We start from the raw sequence: 18,199 nt of genomic DNA on the forward strand, positions 1-18,199 counted from the left end.
TCAGGGCCTGCTGCGAGGCGGCGTAGAGCCGCTCCGGACAGGTCCGAATGCGACGGCGACCGGCGCGGCGGAAACCGCCGCGCCGATGGCAGACTACTGCGACTTGCGAACCCGCAGATACCATTCCGACAGCAGGCGCACCTGCTTCTCGGTGTAGCCGCGCTCGACCATGCGTTTGACGAAGTCGTTGTGCTTCTGCTGATCCTCCTTGCTCGCCTTGGCGTTGAAGCTGATGACCGGCAGCAGGTCCTCGGTGTTGGAGAACATTTTCTTCTCGATCACCACGCGCAGCTTCTCGTACGACAGCCAGCTGGGGTTCTTGCCGTTGTTGCCGGCGCGGGCGCGCAGGACGAAGTTGACGATCTCGTTGCGGAAGTCCTTCGGATTGCTGATGCCGGCCGGCTTCTCGATCTTCTCCAGTTCCTCGTTGAGGGCGGCGCGGTTGAGGATCTCGCCGGTTTCCGGGTCGCGGTATTCCTGGTCCTGGATCCAGAAGTCGGCGTACAGCACGTAGCGGTCGAAGATGTTCTGACCATACTCGCTGTAGGACTCCAGGTACGCGGTCTGGATTTCCTTGCCGATGAACTCGACGTAGCGCGGCGCCAGGTATTCCTTGAGGAAGCGCAGGTAGCGTTCGCGGGTTTCCGGCGGGAACTGCTCCTGCTCGATCTGCTGTTCCAGCACGTAGAGCAGGTGCACCGGGTTGGCGGCCACTTCATGCGGGTCGAAGTTGAACACCTTGGACAGGATCTTGAAGGCGAAACGGGTCGAAAGCCCGGCCATGCCTTCGTCGACGCCCGCCGTGTCGCGGTATTCCTGGATGGACTTGGCCTTGGGGTCGGTGTCCTTGAGGTTCTCGCCGTCGTAGACGCGCATCTTCGAGTAGATGTTGGAGTTTTCCGGCTCCTTCAGGCGCGACAGCACGGAGAACTGCGAAAGCATCTTCAGGGTGTCCGGCGCGCAGTGGGCGTGCGCCAGGGAGCTGTTGATCAGCAGCTTGTCGTAGATCTTGATCTCGTCGGAGACGCGCAGGCAGTACGGCACCTTGACGATGTAGATGCGGTCGATGAAGGCTTCGTTGTTCTTGTTGTTGCGGAAGCTGTGCCACTCCGATTCGTTGGAGTGGGCGAGGATGATGCCGCTGTAGGGCAGGGAACCGAGGCCTTCGGTGCTGTTGTAGTTGCCTTCCTGGGTCGCAGTGAGCAAGGGGTGCAGGACCTTGATCGGCGCCTTGAACATCTCGACGAATTCCATCAGGCCCTGGTTGGCCCGGCACAGCGCGCCCGAGTAGCTGTAGGCGTCGGCGTCGTTCTGCGGGAATTCTTCCAGCTTGCGGATATCCACCTTGCCGACCAGCGCGGAGATGTCCTGGTTGTTCTCATCCCCAGGTTCGGTCTTGGCGATGGCGATCTGGTTGAGGATCGAAGGGTGCAGCTTGACCACGCGGAACTGGCTGATGTCGCCGCCGAATTCGTTGAGGCGCTTGGTCGCCCACGGCGACATCACCGAGCGCAGGTAGCGACGCGGGATGCCGTAGTCTTCCTCGAGGATGGCGCCATCTTCGTCGGGATTGAACAGCCCCAGGGGCGACTCGAACACCGGCGAGCCCTTGATCGCATAGAAGGGCACGTGCTCCATCAGTTGCTTGAGCTTTTCGGCGAGGGAGGATTTGCCGCCGCCGACCGGGCCCAGGAGATAGAGGATCTGTTTCTTCTCTTCCAGGCCTTGGGCGGCGTGGCGGAAGAAGGAGACGATCTGGTCGATGCACTCTTCCATGCCATGGAAGTCGGCAAAGGCCGGATAACGGCGGATCACCTTGTTGGAGAAGATTCGCGACAGGCGGGAATCGACGGATGTGTCGAGTAGTTCAGGCTCGCCGATGGCCATCAGCATCCGCTCGGCGGCGGTGGCATAGGCGATCTTGTCCTGCTTGCAGATGTCCAGGTACTCCTGGAGGGAGTACTCCTCTTGACGGGTCGCTTCGAAGCGTTCCTGGAAGTGACTGAAAATGCTCATGACGTCTCCTCGCTCGATGCATGGAGCCGGCGCCGGATCGGTCTGTGCGGGTGCGGTCGGGCTGCCAGTGGTACCGGCGAGAATCCCCCAGAACTCCAACGGAACCTGGCGACTGCCCTGATCCGCCCCAATGGTCACTGCCGATTAACCGGAAGCCGGTGTGCCGGCTCTCCCTTTTTTGGATGGCCTGAGGGAAAGGATAGTTCGTTCTTAGATGTGTAAAGGACGAAAGCGCGAGAAGTTACAGATTTTTTGAAGGGGCTAATCCGCCTCTTTCGTAGGGGCTTTCAGTCGGAGCCGCCTGCGCTGGTATCCGCGGGATAGACGCTGCGCCACAGCTCGAAGCCACCGTCGAGGCTGTAGACCTCGGAGAAGCCCTGCTGGACGAAATAGGCCGCCGCGCTCTGGCTGGAATTGCCGTGATAGCAGACCACGACCAGCGGTGCGTCCATGTCGGCCTCGCGGATGAAGTCGGCTACCGAGTAGTTGTCGATGTGCCGCGAACCGCTGATATGGCCCATCGCATAGCTCTGCGGGTCGCGAATGTCGACGACCTGGGCGCCGTTTTCGCGCAGCTGCTGGGCCAGGTCGGGGGCGATGCGCTTGAAGTCGCTCATGGGTAGTACCTCGCAAGGCGCGGAGCCTGTGGCCCCGCTGCAATCATTCTGGTTTATCGGCGCAGCTGCACTGGATGCGCTCGAAGGTATCGACGTTCATCAGCGTCATGCTGCCGCCCCACACACAGCCGGTGTCCAGGGCAAACAGGCCGGGGACGTCGCACTGGCCTTCCAGCGCGGCCCAGTGGCCGAAGATGATCTTGCGCCCGGCGGCCTTGCGCTCGGCATAGCTGAACCAGGGCGCGTAGCCGGGCGGCGCGGTGTCCAGGCCTTCCTTGGACTTCAGGTCGAGCTTGCCGTCCGGGGTGCAGAAGCGCATGCGCGTGAAATAGTTGGTGATCACCCGCAGTCGCGCTATGCCATTGAGCTTCTTGTCCCACTTGGCCGGCTCGTTGCCGTACATGCCATCGAGGAACATCGGCAGCTGAGTGTCGTCGCGCAGCGCGGCTTCGACTTCGGCGGCGCGCTGCAGGGCCTTGTCGATGTCCCACTGCGGCGGGATGCCGGCGTGTACGAGGGTGATGTCGCGAACGGCGTCGTGATGGACCAACGGCATCTGCCGCAGCCATTCGATCAGTTGTGCGCAATCCGGCGCCTCGACGATCTCGCGCAGGGTGTCGTTCTTCTTCAGGCGCTCGGCGTTGTAGGCCACGGCGATCAGGTGCAGGTCATGGTTGCCCAGCACGCAGACCAGCGATTCGCGCATGCCATGGAGGAAGCGCAGGGTTTCCAGCGACGCCGGACCGCGGTTGACCAGATCGCCCACCAGCCAGAGCTTGTCCTGGGCCGGGTCGAACTTCACCTGCTCCAGCAGGCACTTGAGCGGCTCCAGGCAGCCTTGCAGGTCGCCTACGGCGTAGGTGGCCATCAGTGCAGCGCCCCAGGGACGGCGAGGCGGAACGCCGGGATCTCGGCATCGAAGTGGTGGCCGTCGGTGGCGACCATCTGGTAGCTGCCGTGCATGCTGCCGACCTTGGTCGCCATCACGGTGCCGCTGGTGTAGGTGTGGCTGGSCCCCGGCTCGATCAGCGGCTTTTCGCCAACGACGCCGGCGCCGCGGACTTCCTGCACGTGGCCATCGCCGTCGGTGATGATCCAGTGGCGGGTCAGCAGCTTGGCGGCCAGCTCGCCGTGGTTGTGGATGGTCACGGTATAGGCGAACACGTAGCGCTGCTGCTCCGGCTGCGATTGCTCGGGCAGGTGGCGGGTGGTGACGCTGACGCTGACCTGGTAGCGGGGATCGCTCATGCGCTCGGTCCTTGCTCGGCTTCCGGGTTGGTTTCGCTGTAACGGTTAGCCAGGCTGACGAAGTCGGCGACGCTCAGTTGCTCCGGACGCAGGGTCGGGTCGACGCCGGCGGCTTCGATGTCCTCGACGCTCATGAGCGTACGCAGGGTGTTGCGCAGAGTCTTGCGGCGCTGGTTGAAGGCTTCGCGGACGATGCGTTCCAGCACGCGGTGATCCTTGGCCGGATGGGGCGGTTCAGCGTAGGGCACCAGCCGGACGATGGCCGACTCGACCTTGGGCGGCGGGTTGAACGCGCCGGGGCCGACGGTGAACAGGTAATCCACCCGGCAGAAGTACTGCACCATGATCGACAGGCGGCCCCAGTCGCCGTTGCCCGGCTCGGTGGCCAGGCGCTCCACCACTTCCTTCTGCAGCATGAAGTGCATGTCCTGGATCAGCGAGGCATGGTCCAGGAGATGGAAGATCAATGGGGTGGAGATGTTGTAGGGCAGGTTGCCGACCACGCGCAACTTGTCCTCGGGGGAGGCGATCAGGCTGGAGAAGTCGAACTTCATCGCATCGCCCTGGTGCAGGCTGAAGTTGGGCTTCAGACCGAAGCGCCATTTCAGGTGCGGGATCAGGTCCAGGTCCAGCTCGATCACATCGAGCTTCGCGCCGCTGTCCACCAGGCCTTCGGTCAGGGCGCCCTGGCCTGGGCCGATTTCCAGCAGGTGCTGGCCTTCCTTGGCGGCGATGGCGCGGAGGATCTTGTGGATCACCCCGGCGTCGTGCAGGAAGTTCTGCCCAAAGCGTTTACGGGCGCGGTGCTGGAAGAGTTCGGACATCGAAGGCTCCGGAGAGCAGCCGGACGCCTGAGGCGGCCAGCTGGAGGCGGAAAAACCATCAGTTTACCAGTCCGCGACGGCCAGCACGAAACGCTGGCCGAACGGAATGCTGGTGATCAGCCTCTCGCGGCGCCGGCTTCTGCCATCTGGTAGGCGGTTTCCAGGGCAACCTGCAGGCTGCCGCTGTCGATCCGACCGGTGCCGGCAAGGTCCAGCGCGGTGCCGTGGTCCACTGAGGTGCGGATGATGGGCAGGCCCAGCGTGACGTTCACTGCCGCGCCGAACCCCTTGTACTTGAGCACCGGCAGGCCCTGGTCGTGGTACATCGCCAGCACGGCGTCGCAGTGTTCCAGGTGCTTGGGGGTGAACAGGGTGTCGGCCGGCAGCGGTCCGATCAACTGCATGCCCTCGGTGCGCAGGCGCTCCAGCGTCGGCTCGATCACGTCGATTTCCTCATGGCCGAGGTGGCCACTCTCGCCGGCATGGGGGTTCAGGCCGCAGACCAGGATGCGCGGGTTGGCCAGGCCGAACTTGTCGCGCAGGTCGGCATGCAGAATGCGGGTGACGCGCTCCAGACGATCCGGGGTGATGGCATCGGCGATCTGTCGCAGCGGCAGGTGGGTGGTCACCAGGGCAACGCGCAGGCCGCGGGTGGCGAGCATCATCACTACCTGGGCGGTGTGGGTGAGATCGGCGAGGAACTCGGTATGGCCGGAGAAGGCGATGCCGGCTTCGTTGATGACGCCCTTGTGCACGGGGGCGGTGATCATCCCGGCGAAATGCCCGTCCAGGCAGCCCTGGCCGGCGCGGGTGAGGGTTTCCAGCACATAGGCGGCGTTGGCCTGGTTCAGCTTGCCCGGTTCGACCGGCGCTGCCAGCGGGGTGTCCCAGACATAAAGGCTGCCGGCCGGAGCAGCGACATCGGGCCAGTTGCCGGGGCCGACTTCCTGCAGGTCGATGTTCAGCCCCAGCAGCGCGGCACGCTCTGTCAGCAGTTCACGACTGGCGACGGCAACCAGCGGATGCGGTTGAGTTTCGCGGGCCAGCAGCAGGCAGAGGTCGGGACCAATGCCGGCGGGCTCGCCGGGAGTGAGGGCGAAAAGGTGGGAAGTGCTCATGGATGACTCTCGAATCAGGATTTACCGCGGATGTTCCTACTCTACGACGAAGCTTCCTGCAGGCAAAAAGAAACCCGGCCATGGCCGGGTTTCTTCGTAGCGACTCGCGCTGCTTACTGCTTGATCTCGACGTAGGCTTCGTCGCGGATCTGGCGCAGCCAGGCCTGCAGCTCCTCGTCGTACTTGCGTGCGCGGAGGGTCTGGGCGGCTTGTTGCTCGCGGAACTTGTCGCTGCTGTCGGTGGCGCGGCGGCCGAGGACTTCCAGCACGTGCCAGCCGAACGGCGAGCGGAACGGCTTGGTGACCTGGCCTTGCGGCGCATTGTTCATCACGTCGCGGAATTCCGGTACCAGGGATTCCGGGTCGACCCAATTGAGGTCGCCGCCGTTGAGCTTGGAGCCCGGGTCTTCGGAGAATTTCTTCGCCAGGTCGCTGAAGCTCTCGCCGGCCTGGATGCGCTCGTAGAGCTTCTCGGCCAGACGCTGGGTTTCTTCTTCGCTGCGAATCTCGCTGGGCTTGAGCAGGATATGGCGGACGTGGACTTCGTCACGCAGCATCTTGCTGCCACCGCGCTTCTCTTCCAGCTTGATGATGATGAAACCGCCCGGGGTGCGGACCGGCTCGGTCACGTCGCCCACGGCCAGGGTGCCAATCATGCTGTCGAATGGCGAGGGCAGCTGGGCGGCCTTGCGCCAGCCGATCTCGCCGCCTTCCAGGGCGTTGTCGCCGGCCGAGCGGGAGACCGCCAGCTGGCCGAAGTCCGCGCCCTGCTTGAGCTGCTGGTACATCTCCTGGGCCTGGCGAGCTGCAGCCTGCACGGTTTCCGGCGAAGCGCTGTCGGGTACCGGGATCAGGATATTGGCCAGGCGGTATTCTTCCGAGAGCTGGATCTTGCCCAGGTCGGAGGCCAGGAAGTTCTGTACTTCCTGCTCGCTGACCTGGATGCGCTCGGCCACACGGCGCTGGCGCACACGGCTGATGATCATCTCGCGACGCACCTGCTCGCGGGCCTCGTCGTAGGACAGGCCGTCGTGGGCGAGGGCGGCACGGAACTGGTCCAGGCTCATGTTGTTGCGCTGGGCAATGGTGCCCATGGCCTGGTTCAGTTCTTCATCGGTAATGCGCACACCGGAGCGGTCACCGATCTGCAGCTGGATGTTTTCGATGATCAGACGCTCGAGCACCTGCTGGGTCAGCACGTGCTCGGGCGGCAGCGGCGCGCCGCGTTTCTGGATGGTTGCACGGACTTCGCGCAGGCGCTGGTCCAGCTGGCTCTGCATCACCACGTCGTTGTCGACGATGGCGACCACACGGTCCAGCGGGACTACTTCGGCGTGCACGACGGAACTTGCCAACAGCGCGCCCAGCATCAGCGGGCGCAGGGCCTTACATAGCATTGTCTTCACGTTGACGATAACCCTGGATACCTTGGTCGAGGAAGCCTTCCACCTGGTTGCCAACCACGCCGCCAAGGCCTTTCAAGATGATTTGAAGGAATACACCGCGGTCGGCCTTGGACGTGGAGGTCACGAATTCCTCGTCGTCATAGTCGACCCAGTAGCGATTGATCAGGCGCAGCTTCCAGCAGCAGCTGTCGTACTCGAAGCCGCCGAAGGCTTCCAGTGTGCGGCTCTGGTTGTAGTCGAACTGCCAGCGGCCGATGGCGGCCCACTGCGGCAGGACCGGCCAGATGAACGAGAGATCATGCTGTTCGATCTTGTACTCGTCGCTGCCGTACTCGAACTGACCGGTGTTCGGGTTGAAGCGCTTGCTGTCCGCACGGTAGCGGTAGCCGGCGTTCAGCACCTTGCGAGGATCGGCTTCGGGCTGATAGTGGAACATCAGGTTGCCGTTGTCGGTGTGGTGCGTGTTCGGGTTCCAGTTGAAGTCCGAGCTGGCGAACCAGTCATGGTTGAAGCGATAGATGCCGGTGAGCGCGTAGGGCGAACGCCAGGTATCGGCATCCGGGTTCTTCGCACCGCTGGCGGCCAGGTCGTCTTCGGTCAGGCCCGGCAGCTGTACGCGGCGGTCGCTGAAGTAGTAGATCTGGCCGGCGGCGATGTAGGCGCGCTCGAAGCCATCGTCCTCGATGAAGCGCGAACCCAGGCCGAGGGATAGCTGGTTGGCGTCGCCAATACGGTCGCGGCCGGTGAAGCGGTTCTCACGCCACAGCGAGTCGTAGCTGAAGGTGAACTCGCCGGTGTCGAAGGTCGGCAGGTTGTCCTGGTTCTTGTACGGGACGTACAGGTACATCGCCCGTGGCTCCAGGGTCTGACGGAACTTGGTGCCAGCGAAGGTCGTGTCGCGGTCGAAGTACAGGCCGCTGTCCAGCTTGGCCAGGCCCAGGGAACGGTCCGGACTGCTGTCGTAGTCGATGTACGACGGCAGCGTGGCTTTGCCTTTCCCGTCCAGGTCCAGGTCGTACTTGGTGTACAGCGCCTTGACGGTCGGGGTCATGAAGCCCCAGCTGCGGTTCATCGGCAGGCTGACGCCCGGTTCAGCGTGGAAACGATCGCCGGTAGCCCGTGCCAGGCCCAGGATGTTGGTGTCCGGTCGCGGGTATAGCGTCGGGTTGTCGACATCAATCCGGTAATAGCCTTCATCCAGGTCACGATCGAAGCGTACGGCCTCGGTGCTGTAGGTGAAGTTCAGGCCACCCGGGTTGAACGGCAGTCGGCCGTCCAGGGTGAGCTGCGGCAGGCGATCGTACGGGGTGACGTCGGTCACGGTCGCCAACTGGTAGGACTGCGCGTTCAGTTTGGCGGTGTAGCTGTCGCCGCGGTAGGTCAGGGTGCCCTGCTGGTTGACGTAGGTCGGCGAACCGATACCCAGCGAGGTATCCAGATCCTGGAAGTAGTAGGGGTCGCTGATGCGGGTGTAGTCGACCTGCGCCATCAGGCGCGAATCCAGGCCGCTGACGTTCTTCCAGCCGTACAGCCAACGGGTGTCGGTATACTGCGGGAAGTCCTTGCGGTCGTCGTTCTTATCGTTCAGGTAAGCGGCATTGACCTGGCCTTCGCTGCTGTGGGTCAGGTAGCGGAACTCGCCTTCCATCAGCAGGCCGCGCTTGACCATGTAGTGCGGGTACAACGTGGCGTCGTAGTTGGGCGCCAGGTTGAAGTAGTACGGCGTGGTCAGGGTGAAACCGGTGTCGGTCGAGCTGGCGAAGGAAGGCGCCAGGAAGCCGGACTGACGACGGTTGTCGATGGGGAAATAGATGTACGGGGTGTAGAAGACCGGAATGTCCTTCACCCGCAGGGTCGCGTTGGTCGCGGTGCCGAAACCGGTGGCCGGGTTCAGCTTGATGTTATTGCCCTTGACGACCCAGGCGTTGCTGCCCGGTTCGCAGCGGGTGTAGGTACCGTCCTTGAGCTGGATGATCGCGTCTTCCTGGCGCTTGGCGTATAGCGCGCTGCCGCGGATCTGCGCCTGGTGCATGACGTACTCGGCGTTGTCGATCTTCGCCGCGCCGTTGTCCAGTTGCAGTTCGGCATGGTCACCGACGATCAGTGCGCCGTTGTCGCGCAGCTTGACGTTGCCGACCAGCTCGCCGCGGTTCTCGGCCTGGTGCAGGTTGGCCTCGTCGGCCTCCACCTGCATGCTGCCCTGGCGCAGGACCACGTTACCCGCGAGGGTGGCGACTTGCTTTTCCTGCTCGTAGCGGGAAACCTTTGCCGAAACGTAGGTCGGGGCCTCGTCGTTCGGCGTCTTGTCGTTCATGCCTGGACGTACCGGCTCGACGTAGGCGCCGCTGCAGTACGGGCCCATTTCGGCCTGTTGGGCAGCGGTGAGCTTGTCGCGGGGGATCCAGTCGAGGTGGCTGTAGTCGCTGCTGCGCGACTTAAGGCCGCGGCCGCCGGACTCGGTGACCAGTTGTTTCGGCTCTTCGCCAGCGGCGCTGCTCGGGCTGCCCGAGGACTTCGAGCTGCTCGCGGCTGTGCCGCCAGCGCTGACGGAGGTGGCCCCATGCTGTGGGCGCGGTACTGTGCTGGCGCTGTTCTGCGAGGAGCAGTCCCAGGCGCCGGATGCGGAGGGCTGGCAGGCGAACTGCTCGCCGGGCGCCGCGGTCACAGTGGCGAGCGGTTGGATAGCCAGCAGGCCACCGGTCACCAGTAAGGGGAATTTTCTACGGAACACGGGGAAATTCACTGCCATCTTGTTAATCCGGGCTTCCTGCGAGCCTTCAGCCCAAAACGGGCCGCACGCCTATCGATGGGCTCAAAAAGATGCTGGATAATAAAGCATGACCCGCGCAACGGCTAGCGCCGTGGAGAACCCCGAAAAATGACCGAGGATGCTCGTTACCAGCAGATGATCCGCTGGTTGGACTTGAGTTTGCCCGCAGTGTTCAACGTGCAAGGCTGGGGGCAGGTGCCCGAGGCCAGCCTCACTGCGGCCAGCAGCGACGCCAGTTTCCGCCGTTATTTTCGCTGGCAGGGCGCCGGCCGCAGCCTGATCGTGATGGACGCGCCGCCGCCCCAGGAAGACTGCCGGCCCTTCATCAAGGTCGCCGGCCTGCTGGCCGAGGCCGGCGTGCACGTTCCGAAGATTCTGGCCGAGGATGTCGAGCAGGGATTCCTGCTGCTCGATGATCTCGGGCGTCAGACTTACCTGGATGTGCTCACTGCGCAGAATGCCGAGGAACTGTTCGAGAACGCCCTGGATGCCCTGGTGGCCTTCCAGCAGGTCGATGTCGCCCAGCGCCTGCCTGCCTACGACGAAGCCCTGTTGCGCCGCGAGCTGCAGTTGTTCCCCGACTGGTACCTGCAGCGCCATCTGGGCGTGACCCTGGAGGGCGAGCAACTCGCTCGCTGGGAGCGCACCTGCGACCTGCTGGTCCGCAGCGCCCTGGCGCAGCCGCGCGTACTGGTACACCGCGACTACATGCCGCGCAACCTGATGCTCAGCGAGCCGAACCCCGGCATCCTCGATTTCCAGGATGCGGTCTACGGTCCGGTGACCTACGACGTGACCTGCCTTTATAAGGACGCCTTCCTCAGTTGGCCGGAACCGCGCGTCCACGACGGCCTCTCGCGCTACTGGCGCAAGGCCCAGGCAGCCGGTATTCCGCTGCCGGAGAACTTCGAGACCTTCTTCCGCGCCAGCGACCTGATGGGTGCCCAGCGTCATCTGAAGGTGATCGGCATCTTCGCGCGCATCTGCCATCGCGATGGCAAGCCTCGCTACCTGGGCGATGTGCCACGCTTCTTCCGCTACCTGGAAAGCGTCATCGCGCGCCGGCCGGAGTTGGGCGACCTCGCCGCGCTGCTGGCCAGCCTGCCCAAAGACGAGACCCACCCCGCATGAAGGCCATGATCCTCGCCGCGGGCAAGGGCGAGCGCCTGCGCCCGCTGACCCTGCACACACCCAAGCCGCTGGTGCGCGCTGGCGGCGTGCCGCTGATCGAGTACCAGTTGCGGGCGTTGCGCCAGGCCGGCTTCGATCAGCTGGTGATCAACCACGCCTGGCTCGGCCAGCAGATCGAAGACCACCTGGGTGATGGCGCGCCCTTTGGCGTGAGCATCCGCTACTCGTCCGAAGGCGAGCCGCTGGAAACTGGCGGCGGCATCGTCAAGGCGCTGCCTCTGCTGGGCGACGACGCCTTCGTCATCGCCAACGGTGACATCTGGACCGACTTCGATTACGCAAGCCTGCACGGTGCGCTGGCCGAGGGCGACCTGGCGCACCTGGTGCTGGTGGACAATCCCGGCCACCACGCTCGGGGTGATTTCTGCCTGCATGACGGTCGCGTCAGTGACTACCGCGAAGGCCAGCCGAGCCTGACCTACAGCGGCATCGCCATTCTACGTCCGCAGCTGTTCGACGGCTGCCAGCCCGGCGCGTTCAAGCTGGCGCCGCTGCTGCGCCAGGCGATGGAAGCAGGGCGCGTGAGTGGCGTGCACCATCGTGGCCGCTGGATCGATGTCGGCACCCACGAGCGCCTGGCAGATGTCGAACGCCAGTTGGCGGAGGGCTGAGGTGTTCTGGCCGGGGACCCTGGTGGGCGTCATCGCCGGATGGGCATTGGCGAGCATTCCGGGCGCCATGCTCGGTGCGTTGCTGGGCCAGGTGCTCGACCGGCGCCTGAAGCAGCGCACCTGGCGGGGGCTGCTGGAGCAGTTGCGCGGTGGTCCTCGGGTCGGTGACCAGGAGTTGCTCTTCCTGCTGCTCGGCCGTCTGGCCAAGAGCCGCGGTCGCGTGGTCGATGCGCACATCCAGCAGGCGCGTTCTGAAATGCAGCGTCTGCAACTGGATGACAAGGCCCGTCGCCAGGCCATCGATGCCTTCGGTCGCGGCAAGCTGGGGGGAGAGTTGCTCGACGTCGGCTTGCGCCAGCGGCAGGGCCAGGAGGCCACTGCCGAAGGGCTGATACAGGCGTGTTGGCGCATGGTCTGGGCGGGCGGCGCGCCGAACGCTGCGCAGAAGAACCTGCTGCTGCAGTGGGGCGATTCACTGGGGCTTTCTCGCTCCAGGGTGTTGGCGATGTCGTCCGGTGCCGAGCCGCCCAAGCCGCCGGCTACTCCGCGCGAATCCTATACCGGAGCGCTGCGACTGCTGGGCGTGACGGCAGAGAGCGAGCCGGAGGAGATCAAGCGCGCCTACCGCAAGCTGATCAGCCAGAACCACCCGGACAAGCTCGAAGGCATGGGTGCCAGCCCCGAGCGGATTGCTGCGGCGACCAACAAGACCCGCGAGATCCAGGCGGCCTACCTGCTGGTGCGCCAGCGTCGCGGCTTCCGCTGACTCAGGGCTGCTCGATGGGCTCCAGGTGCATCGACAGCCAGCCGCGGATGCGCCGGTAAAGTTGCTCCTGCTCGGTGCCCAGGTCGGCTGGCAGGGCGTTCATGCCGATCTGCACATAGTTGGGGGCTTTCTGCCGCTTGCTCGCTTGCAGGCGCAGTTTGGCTGCCGCTACATCGGTTGCCTTGTCCTTGTAGTAGAAATCGCCGGTGGCGAGGTTCAGCAAGGGGACGGTCTCGTCCAGCGACGGTTTGAAGTCGCGCGGCATCTCCGGCGCCACCAGCAGCAGGTTCTTGATGTCCGCCGGTGCGCGCTCGCCCAGGTAGCGAGTGGCCCAATAGGCGCCCGTACCGTGACCAAGCAGGACGATGGTCCTGGGTTTGTGCTGCTGCGCCAGCTCGACCGCTGCCTGGACGCGGGACAGCACCCGTTCGGCGTGGGCCTTGCGCAGTTCCACCGGGTCGGTGGGCGGTGGCGGGGTTTCCGGGCTGGCCTGGGCGGGTTCTGCACTGCCGGTCTCGGCGGTGCTTTCCGGAGTAGGCGTCGCGCTGCCTTGGCTACCTTTCACTTCCGGCTTGCTGGCGCTGTCGGCGGCGGAGGCGTCGATATCGGCGCTGGCCTTGTCGGGCGATTCCTTCGGGCGTGGAATTGGCGCGGTGCTCTGCGGGTCGGGCAGCGTGATGGCCAGAGTCTGCCAGCCGGCATCGGGCAGCTTGCGCCGTAACGGACTGATCGCTACCGGCCAGTCCGCACTTTCGCCATCGCCGGGGATGAGGATCACAGCGCCTTGCGCGTCGGCGGTATTGGCGGGAAGCCAGAGGGCAAGGAAGGTTTCTTCACCGGCCTTGAGTTCCTGCCGCTCACTTTCTGGGAGTTGGCGCACCAGACCGTTGGCTTCATCCTGGGTGCGCTCGTTCACTGCCTGGCGCACCACCGGTGCCGTGGCCGGTTTTTCGTCGGTGGCTTGCTTGGCATCTTCGGCCCGACTGATGCCCAGCGGCGACAGGCCGAGGGTCAGGCAAAGGGCGAGAAGCGTCGGTCGAGACAAATGCGGCATCGGTGATATCCCTGTCTGGCGGGCAGCACGCGGCGGGGCGCGAGTGCGGCCAGCCTAGCGGCTTGTATTAGCTTTGTCAGGCGCAGGCGTGCCGGGTTCAACCGGGGTTGCGGTAAGGTATGCCGGCCCTTTGCTTTGACCCGAGTGAAATCCATGGTGTTGTCGGCATGAGTCGTGTGTTCTGGAAAGCCTGCCTGGCGTGGTTCCTATGCCTGCCGCTGCTGGCCGTGGCGGAAACCGCCGTGCCGCCACTGGCGCTGGACGAAGCGCAGCGCGCCTGGGTTGCCGAGCATCCGCAACTGCGCGTGGGCGCCGTACTGGAGGCGCCCTATGTGCAACAGGATCGCCGGCTGCAGCAGCTCTCCGGGGCCAACGTGGAATTGCTGGAATGGTTGGCCAAGGCCATGGGGGTCAGCCTCGAGTGGCACACCTACCCGGACCAGGCCGCGTTGGAGCGAGCCGTGCACAGCGGCGAAATCGACCTGGCGCCCGGCGTCAGCCAGACGCCCTCGACCCTTCGCGACTGGCTGTTCTCCGATCCCTATCTGCGCGTACCGCGGCTGGTGGTGGGCGACCGCCGCAGCGGTACGTCCGTGGAGCTGGACAACCTGCGCGAGGGCGAATCGGTCTCTGTGCGGGGGCCCGGCCCGGTGGTGGATTACTTGCGCAGTACCTATTCGGGCTTGACCCTGCAGATCGTCGACAGCGACCGCGAAGTGCTGCGCAAGGTGCTGGGCCGCGAGGCCAATTACGCGGTGATCGATGAGGCGCAGCTGGCGCGGCTGACCCGCGAAACCGAATTCACCGGCCTCTGGGTGGTGGCCGACATCGGCTATCCGCAATTGCTGCGCGTGGCGACGCGGCGCGGCTTGCCGGAATTGGCCGGGATCATCGACGCGGCCCTGCGCGCGGTGCCGGCCAAGGACCTCGACCAGCTCCACGAACGCTGGCTGCAACCGACCTACCCGCGTCTGGGCTCCTCGCCCGGCTTCTGGCAGAACCTCTGCATCCTGCTCGGCCTGCTGCTTTTGTTCGCCGTTGCTGCGCTGCTCTGGCTGCGTCGGCAGCACCGTGCATTGGAGTCGCGCCTGCTGGCGGCACGCCGCGACATCGAACTGCGCCAGGCCGCCGAGCAGGCATTGCGCCTGACCCAGTTCGCCATCGACAGCAGCACCGTCGGCATCCTCTGGGTCAACTGGGACAGCCATGTGCGCTACGCCAACCGCGCCGCCGAGGAGCTGCTCGGTTATGCCGCGGGCGCCGTGGTGGATCGGCCGCTGGCAGACTTCGAGCCGACGCTGAACATGGACCGCTGGCTCAACCTCTGGCGCCGTGCGCGCAACGCCGACGAAGCTCCGCTGAGCTTCGAAACCCGCTGCCTGCGCGCCGACGGCCAATGGCTGCCGGCCGACGTCTCGCTGAGCTTCCTGCGCTTCGGTGATTCGGAGTACCTGCTGGTCTTCCTCAGCGACGTCACCGAACGCCGCCGCGCCCGCGCCGCGCTGGAAGAGAGCGAGGCCCGCCTGCAGGGCATCGCCGCCAACGTGCCGGGGCTGGTGTTCCGCCTGGAGCCCAATGCGCCGGACGATGACTCCGATTTCGCCTACATCAGCTTCATCACTGGCGGCAGCGAAACCTCGCTGGGTTACTCGCCCGGTTACCTGCGCGAAAGCGGCCTGGGCATCATGGGCCTGGTGCACCCGTCCGAGCGCGAGGGCTATCTCGCCAGCCAGCTCGAGGCAGTAGAGGGCCGGCGCAACTGGCTGTGGCAGGGCCGCATCCTCACCCGCAGCAACGAGCCACGTTGGGTCGACATCAAGGCGACGGTGCGGACCCTGGACGACGGTCGTTCGGCCTGGGACGGCGTGGTCTGGGACATCACCGAGCATAAGCAGATCGAACTCGAACTGCAGGATTCCCGCGCGCAACTGCGCGAGCTCTCGGCGCATCTGGAGAGCGTGCGGGAGGAGGAGAAAGCACGCATCGCCCGCGAGGTGCACGATGAACTGGGCCAGGTGCTTACCGTGCTGAAGCTGGAAACCTCGATGTGCGAACTGGCCTATGGCGAACTGGACGCGGGCCTGCGCGAGCGCCTGGATAACATGAAGCGTCTTATCGCCCAGTTGTTCCAGCTGGTGCGCGATGTGGCCACTGCGCTGCGCCCGCCGATCCTCGATGCAGGCATCGGTTCGGCGGTGGAGTGGCAGGCGCGCCGCTTCGAATCGCGCACGCAGATTCCCTGCCTGGTGGAGGTGCCGGAGAACCCGCCGGAGCTGTCGGACGCCAAGGCCATCGGCCTGTTCCGCATCCTCCAGGAGGCGCTGACCAATGTGATGCGCCATGCCCAGGCGCATACTGTGGAACTGCAGCTGAGCGTCGAGGGCAGCGAGCTGTGCCTGCGTATCGCCGATGACGGCGTGGGCTTCGATCCGCAGGCCACGCGCCAGGGTGTTTCCTTCGGCCTGGTGGGTATGCGCGAGCGGGTGCTGATGTTCGGCGGCACCCTGCAGATCGACAGCCAGCCTGGGGAGGGCACCACGCTGTGGATCCGGGTGCCGCTGCGCTCCCGAAGCGCCTAACCGGGCGACAACGGCATCGGCATCGATAACGACAATGACAATGACAAGTGCGAAGCGGGAGGAAGGGCAGTGATTCGAGTGCTGGTGGCGGAAGACCATACGATCGTGCGCGAGGGCATCAAGCAACTGATCGGCATGGCCAAGGACCTGCAGGTGGTCGGCGAGGCCACCAATGGCGAGCAACTGCTCGAGAACCTGCGCCAGACCCCCTGCGAAGTGGTCCTGCTGGATATCTCGATGCCCGGCGTCAACGGCCTTGAGGCCATCCCGCGTATCCGCGCGCTGAACAATCCGCCGGCGATCCTGATGTTGTCGATGCACGACGAGGTGCAGATGGTCGCCCGCGCGCTGAAGGTCGGCGCCGCTGGCTACGCCACCAAGGACAGCGACCCGGCGCTGCTGCTCACGGCGATCCGCAAGGTCGCCAGCGGTGGCCGCTACATCGACCCGGACCTCGCCGACCGCATGGTCTTCGAAGTCGGCCTCACCGATTCGCGGCCGCCCCATGCGCTGCTTTCCGAGCGCGAGTTCTCGGTGTTCGAGCGCCTGGTGCACGGCGAGGGCGTCAACGAGATCGCCCAGCAACTGGCGGTCAGCAGCAAGACCATCAGTACCCACAAGGCGCGGCTGATGCAGAAACTCAATGCCAACTCGGTGGCCGATCTGGTGCGCTACGCCATGGAGCACAAGCTCGTCTGACCGACCCGTGCCGCCGGTTTGATCTGCGGCAGATGGCTCGCTGAATTTTCCCTTCACTCTGTGCGACGTGTCCGATTTCTGTAACAAACCGTCTATCTAGCGGGCGTGAGGCAGGGAATCATTGCCCGCTTCATGCGGTACGTCGTGATAACAAGGAGAAGAAGATGTTGCGAGCGGTAAGGGGAGGGCTGCTGTTCGGCCTGCTGGGGAGCGCTGCGATGCCGGCGCTGGCGGACTACGTTACGGTGATTTCCTTCGGTGGCGCGAACAAGGAAGCCCAGGAGGCGGCCTTCTACAAACCGTTCAAGGAAGTGACCGGCAACGCCGTCGTCCACGGCTCCTACAACGGCGACCTGGCCAAGCTCAAGCGCATGGTGGAAATCAGCCACGTGTCCTGGGACGTGGTGGAAGTCGAGGCCCCCGAACTCGCGCGCGGCTGCGAGGAAGGGCTGTTCATGAAGCTTGACCCCAAGACCCTGGGCAACACCGCCGATTTCGTTCCCGGCGCAGTGCAGCCATGCGGCGTCGGCATCTTCGTCTGGACCACGCTGCTGGCCTACAACCAGAACAAGCTGCAGGGCACGCCCAGCAGTTGGGCGGATTTCTGGGACACGAAGAAATTCCCCGGCAAGCGCGGCCTGCGCTGGGGCGCGAAGTACAGCCTGGAATTCGCCCTGATGGCCGATGGTGTCGCGCCCAGGGACGTTTACAAGGTGCTCGCCAACAATGACGGCGTCGACCGCGCCTTCCGCAAGCTCGACGAACTGAAGCCGAACATCAACTGGTGGAAATCCGGGCAGGACCCGGTCCGTGATCTCGCCGACGGCACCGTGGTGATGAGCTCCGCCTACAACGGCCGGATCGCCGCCGCGCAGGGCGAGCAGAAGGGCTTCCGCATGGTCTGGGCCGGCGGTATCTACGACTTCGATTTCTGGGCGCTGCCCTCGGGCGTATTCAAGAAGGAACTGGCCGAGCAATTCGTCAACTTCGCCGGCCAGCCGCAACAGCAGAAGGCCTTCGCCGAAAACATTTCCTACGGCCCGACCAACCGCAAGGCGGTGGAGCTGCTGGCGCCGGACGTGGCTGCCAACCTGCCGACCGCGCCGCAGAACATCGCCAATGCCGTCGGCATGGACGTGGCGTTCTGGGCCGAGCACGGCGATGCCCTGGAGAAGCGCTTCCAGGCCTGGGCCAAGCGCTGAGCCGCGGACTGCCGACCAATAGCTGGTCGGCAGTCGGTTTCCCTGATTTTTGTAGGGCGATCCCTACAAAGCATCCTCTCTAAGCCTTATAGCAATCT

15 protein-coding genes are annotated in these 18,199 nt (G+C 64.7%); 6 read left to right on the forward strand and 9 right to left on the reverse strand.

Annotation, left to right across the window (positions count from 1 at the left end):
* Positions 1–93: 93 nt before the first annotated feature.
* From A9513_RS23260 to A9513_RS23295, 8 genes are all read right to left on the reverse strand, one after another.
* The gene (locus A9513_RS23260) at positions 94–2,016 is read right to left on the reverse strand and encodes a PrkA family serine protein kinase (RefSeq protein ID WP_038803509.1); all 1,923 of its coding nucleotides are present in this window, start codon (positions 2,014–2,016) and stop codon (positions 94–96) included.
* 287 nt (positions 2,017–2,303) lie between these two features.
* A complete protein-coding gene (gene glpE / locus A9513_RS23265) occupies positions 2,304–2,633 on the reverse strand; it encodes a thiosulfate sulfurtransferase GlpE (protein WP_024763607.1) in 330 nt (109 codons plus the stop codon).
* Between the two features lie 43 nt (positions 2,634–2,676).
* Entirely contained in the window at positions 2,677–3,501 is an 825-nt protein-coding gene (locus tag A9513_RS23270; protein WP_065085701.1) for a symmetrical bis(5'-nucleosyl)-tetraphosphatase, read from the reverse strand.
* On the reverse strand, positions 3,501–3,881 hold the full coding sequence (apaG, locus tag A9513_RS23275; RefSeq protein WP_065085702.1) for a Co2+/Mg2+ efflux protein ApaG: 381 nt from the start codon (positions 3,879–3,881) through the stop codon (positions 3,501–3,503). The genes A9513_RS23270 and apaG overlap by 1 nt, the downstream gene beginning before the upstream one ends.
* On the reverse strand, positions 3,878–4,705 hold the full coding sequence (gene rsmA, locus A9513_RS23280; RefSeq protein WP_065085703.1) for a 16S rRNA (adenine(1518)-N(6)/adenine(1519)-N(6))-dimethyltransferase RsmA: 828 nt from the start codon (positions 4,703–4,705) through the stop codon (positions 3,878–3,880). Before rsmA ends, apaG begins: the two co-directional genes overlap by 4 nt.
* A 116-nt stretch (positions 4,706–4,821) precedes the next feature.
* Entirely contained in the window at positions 4,822–5,823 is a 1,002-nt protein-coding gene (gene pdxA / locus A9513_RS23285) for a 4-hydroxythreonine-4-phosphate dehydrogenase PdxA (protein WP_065085704.1), read from the reverse strand.
* A gap of 113 nt (positions 5,824–5,936) precedes the next feature.
* Positions 5,937–7,229: a peptidylprolyl isomerase gene (locus tag A9513_RS23290; protein ID WP_139092940.1), complete on the reverse strand. Its 1,293-nt coding sequence runs from the start codon at positions 7,227–7,229 to the stop codon at positions 5,937–5,939.
* On the reverse strand, positions 7,210–9,978 hold the full coding sequence (locus tag A9513_RS23295; protein WP_024763603.1) for an LPS-assembly protein LptD: 2,769 nt from the start codon (positions 9,976–9,978) through the stop codon (positions 7,210–7,212). Before A9513_RS23295 ends, A9513_RS23290 begins: the two co-directional genes overlap by 20 nt.
* A gap of 129 nt (positions 9,979–10,107) precedes the next feature.
* Between A9513_RS23295 and A9513_RS23300 the strand changes: the two genes are divergently transcribed.
* The 3 genes from A9513_RS23300 to A9513_RS23310 are packed head-to-tail and all read left to right on the forward strand — an operon-like array spanning position 10,108 to position 12,567.
* Entirely contained in the window at positions 10,108–11,130 is a 1,023-nt protein-coding gene (locus A9513_RS23300) for an aminoglycoside phosphotransferase family protein (RefSeq protein WP_024763602.1), read from the forward strand.
* Entirely contained in the window at positions 11,127–11,801 is a 675-nt protein-coding gene (murU, locus tag A9513_RS23305) for an N-acetylmuramate alpha-1-phosphate uridylyltransferase MurU (protein WP_024763601.1), read from the forward strand. Before A9513_RS23300 ends, murU begins: the two co-directional genes overlap by 4 nt.
* Position 11,802: 1 nt before the next feature.
* Positions 11,803–12,567 (forward strand): DnaJ domain-containing protein, encoded by a 765-nt coding sequence (locus A9513_RS23310; protein WP_065085705.1) that lies wholly within the window; start codon positions 11,803–11,805, stop codon positions 12,565–12,567.
* Between the two features lies 1 nt (position 12,568).
* Here A9513_RS23310 and A9513_RS23315 read toward each other — a convergent pair whose 3' ends face one another.
* Positions 12,569–13,621, reverse strand: a complete 1,053-nt coding sequence (locus A9513_RS23315; RefSeq protein WP_065085706.1) for an alpha/beta hydrolase family protein — start codon at positions 13,619–13,621, stop codon at positions 12,569–12,571.
* Positions 13,622–13,788: 167 nt separating this feature from the next.
* Between A9513_RS23315 and A9513_RS23320 the strand changes: the two genes are divergently transcribed.
* The 3 genes from A9513_RS23320 (at position 13,789) to A9513_RS23330 (ending at position 18,101) form a co-directional block, all read left to right on the forward strand.
* Positions 13,789–16,200 (forward strand): transporter substrate-binding domain-containing protein, encoded by a 2,412-nt coding sequence (locus tag A9513_RS23320; RefSeq protein ID WP_065085707.1) that lies wholly within the window; start codon positions 13,789–13,791, stop codon positions 16,198–16,200.
* Between the two features lie 69 nt (positions 16,201–16,269).
* Positions 16,270–16,899 (forward strand): response regulator transcription factor, encoded by a 630-nt coding sequence (locus A9513_RS23325; RefSeq protein ID WP_024763597.1) that lies wholly within the window; start codon positions 16,270–16,272, stop codon positions 16,897–16,899.
* A gap of 164 nt (positions 16,900–17,063) precedes the next feature.
* Positions 17,064–18,101, forward strand: a complete 1,038-nt coding sequence (locus tag A9513_RS23330; protein ID WP_024763596.1) for an ABC transporter substrate-binding protein — start codon at positions 17,064–17,066, stop codon at positions 18,099–18,101.
* The last annotated feature ends 98 nt before the right edge of the window (positions 18,102–18,199 follow it).

The sequence above is a fragment of the Pseudomonas sp. AU12215 genome (assembly GCF_001675465.2).
In the GTDB taxonomy this organism is placed as follows: Bacteria; Pseudomonadota; Gammaproteobacteria; order Pseudomonadales; family Pseudomonadaceae; genus Pseudomonas; species Pseudomonas nitroreducens.

Excerpts from the sequence above, each read along its gene's own strand:
- A9513_RS23260 (WP_038803509.1), bottom strand. The coding sequence starts at position 2,016 with ATGAGCATTTTCAGTCACTTCCAGGAACGCTTCGAAGCGACCCGTCAA.
- glpE (WP_024763607.1), bottom strand. The coding sequence starts at position 2,633 with ATGAGCGACTTCAAGCGCATCGCCCCCGACCTGGCCCAGCAGCTGCGC.
- A9513_RS23270 (WP_065085701.1), bottom strand. The coding sequence starts at position 3,501 with ATGGCCACCTACGCCGTAGGCGACCTGCAAGGCTGCCTGGAGCCGCTC.
- rsmA (WP_065085703.1), bottom strand. The coding sequence starts at position 4,705 with ATGTCCGAACTCTTCCAGCACCGCGCCCGTAAACGCTTTGGGCAGAAC.
- pdxA (WP_065085704.1), bottom strand. The coding sequence starts at position 5,823 with ATGAGCACTTCCCACCTTTTCGCCCTCACTCCCGGCGAGCCCGCCGGC.
- A9513_RS23295 (WP_024763603.1), bottom strand. The coding sequence starts at position 9,978 with ATGGCAGTGAATTTCCCCGTGTTCCGTAGAAAATTCCCCTTACTGGTG.
- A9513_RS23300 (WP_024763602.1), top strand. The coding sequence starts at position 10,108 with ATGACCGAGGATGCTCGTTACCAGCAGATGATCCGCTGGTTGGACTTG.
- murU (WP_024763601.1), top strand. The coding sequence starts at position 11,127 with ATGAAGGCCATGATCCTCGCCGCGGGCAAGGGCGAGCGCCTGCGCCCG.
- A9513_RS23315 (WP_065085706.1), bottom strand. The coding sequence starts at position 13,621 with ATGCCGCATTTGTCTCGACCGACGCTTCTCGCCCTTTGCCTGACCCTC.
- A9513_RS23320 (WP_065085707.1), top strand. The coding sequence starts at position 13,789 with ATGAGTCGTGTGTTCTGGAAAGCCTGCCTGGCGTGGTTCCTATGCCTG.
- A9513_RS23330 (WP_024763596.1), top strand. The coding sequence starts at position 17,064 with ATGTTGCGAGCGGTAAGGGGAGGGCTGCTGTTCGGCCTGCTGGGGAGC.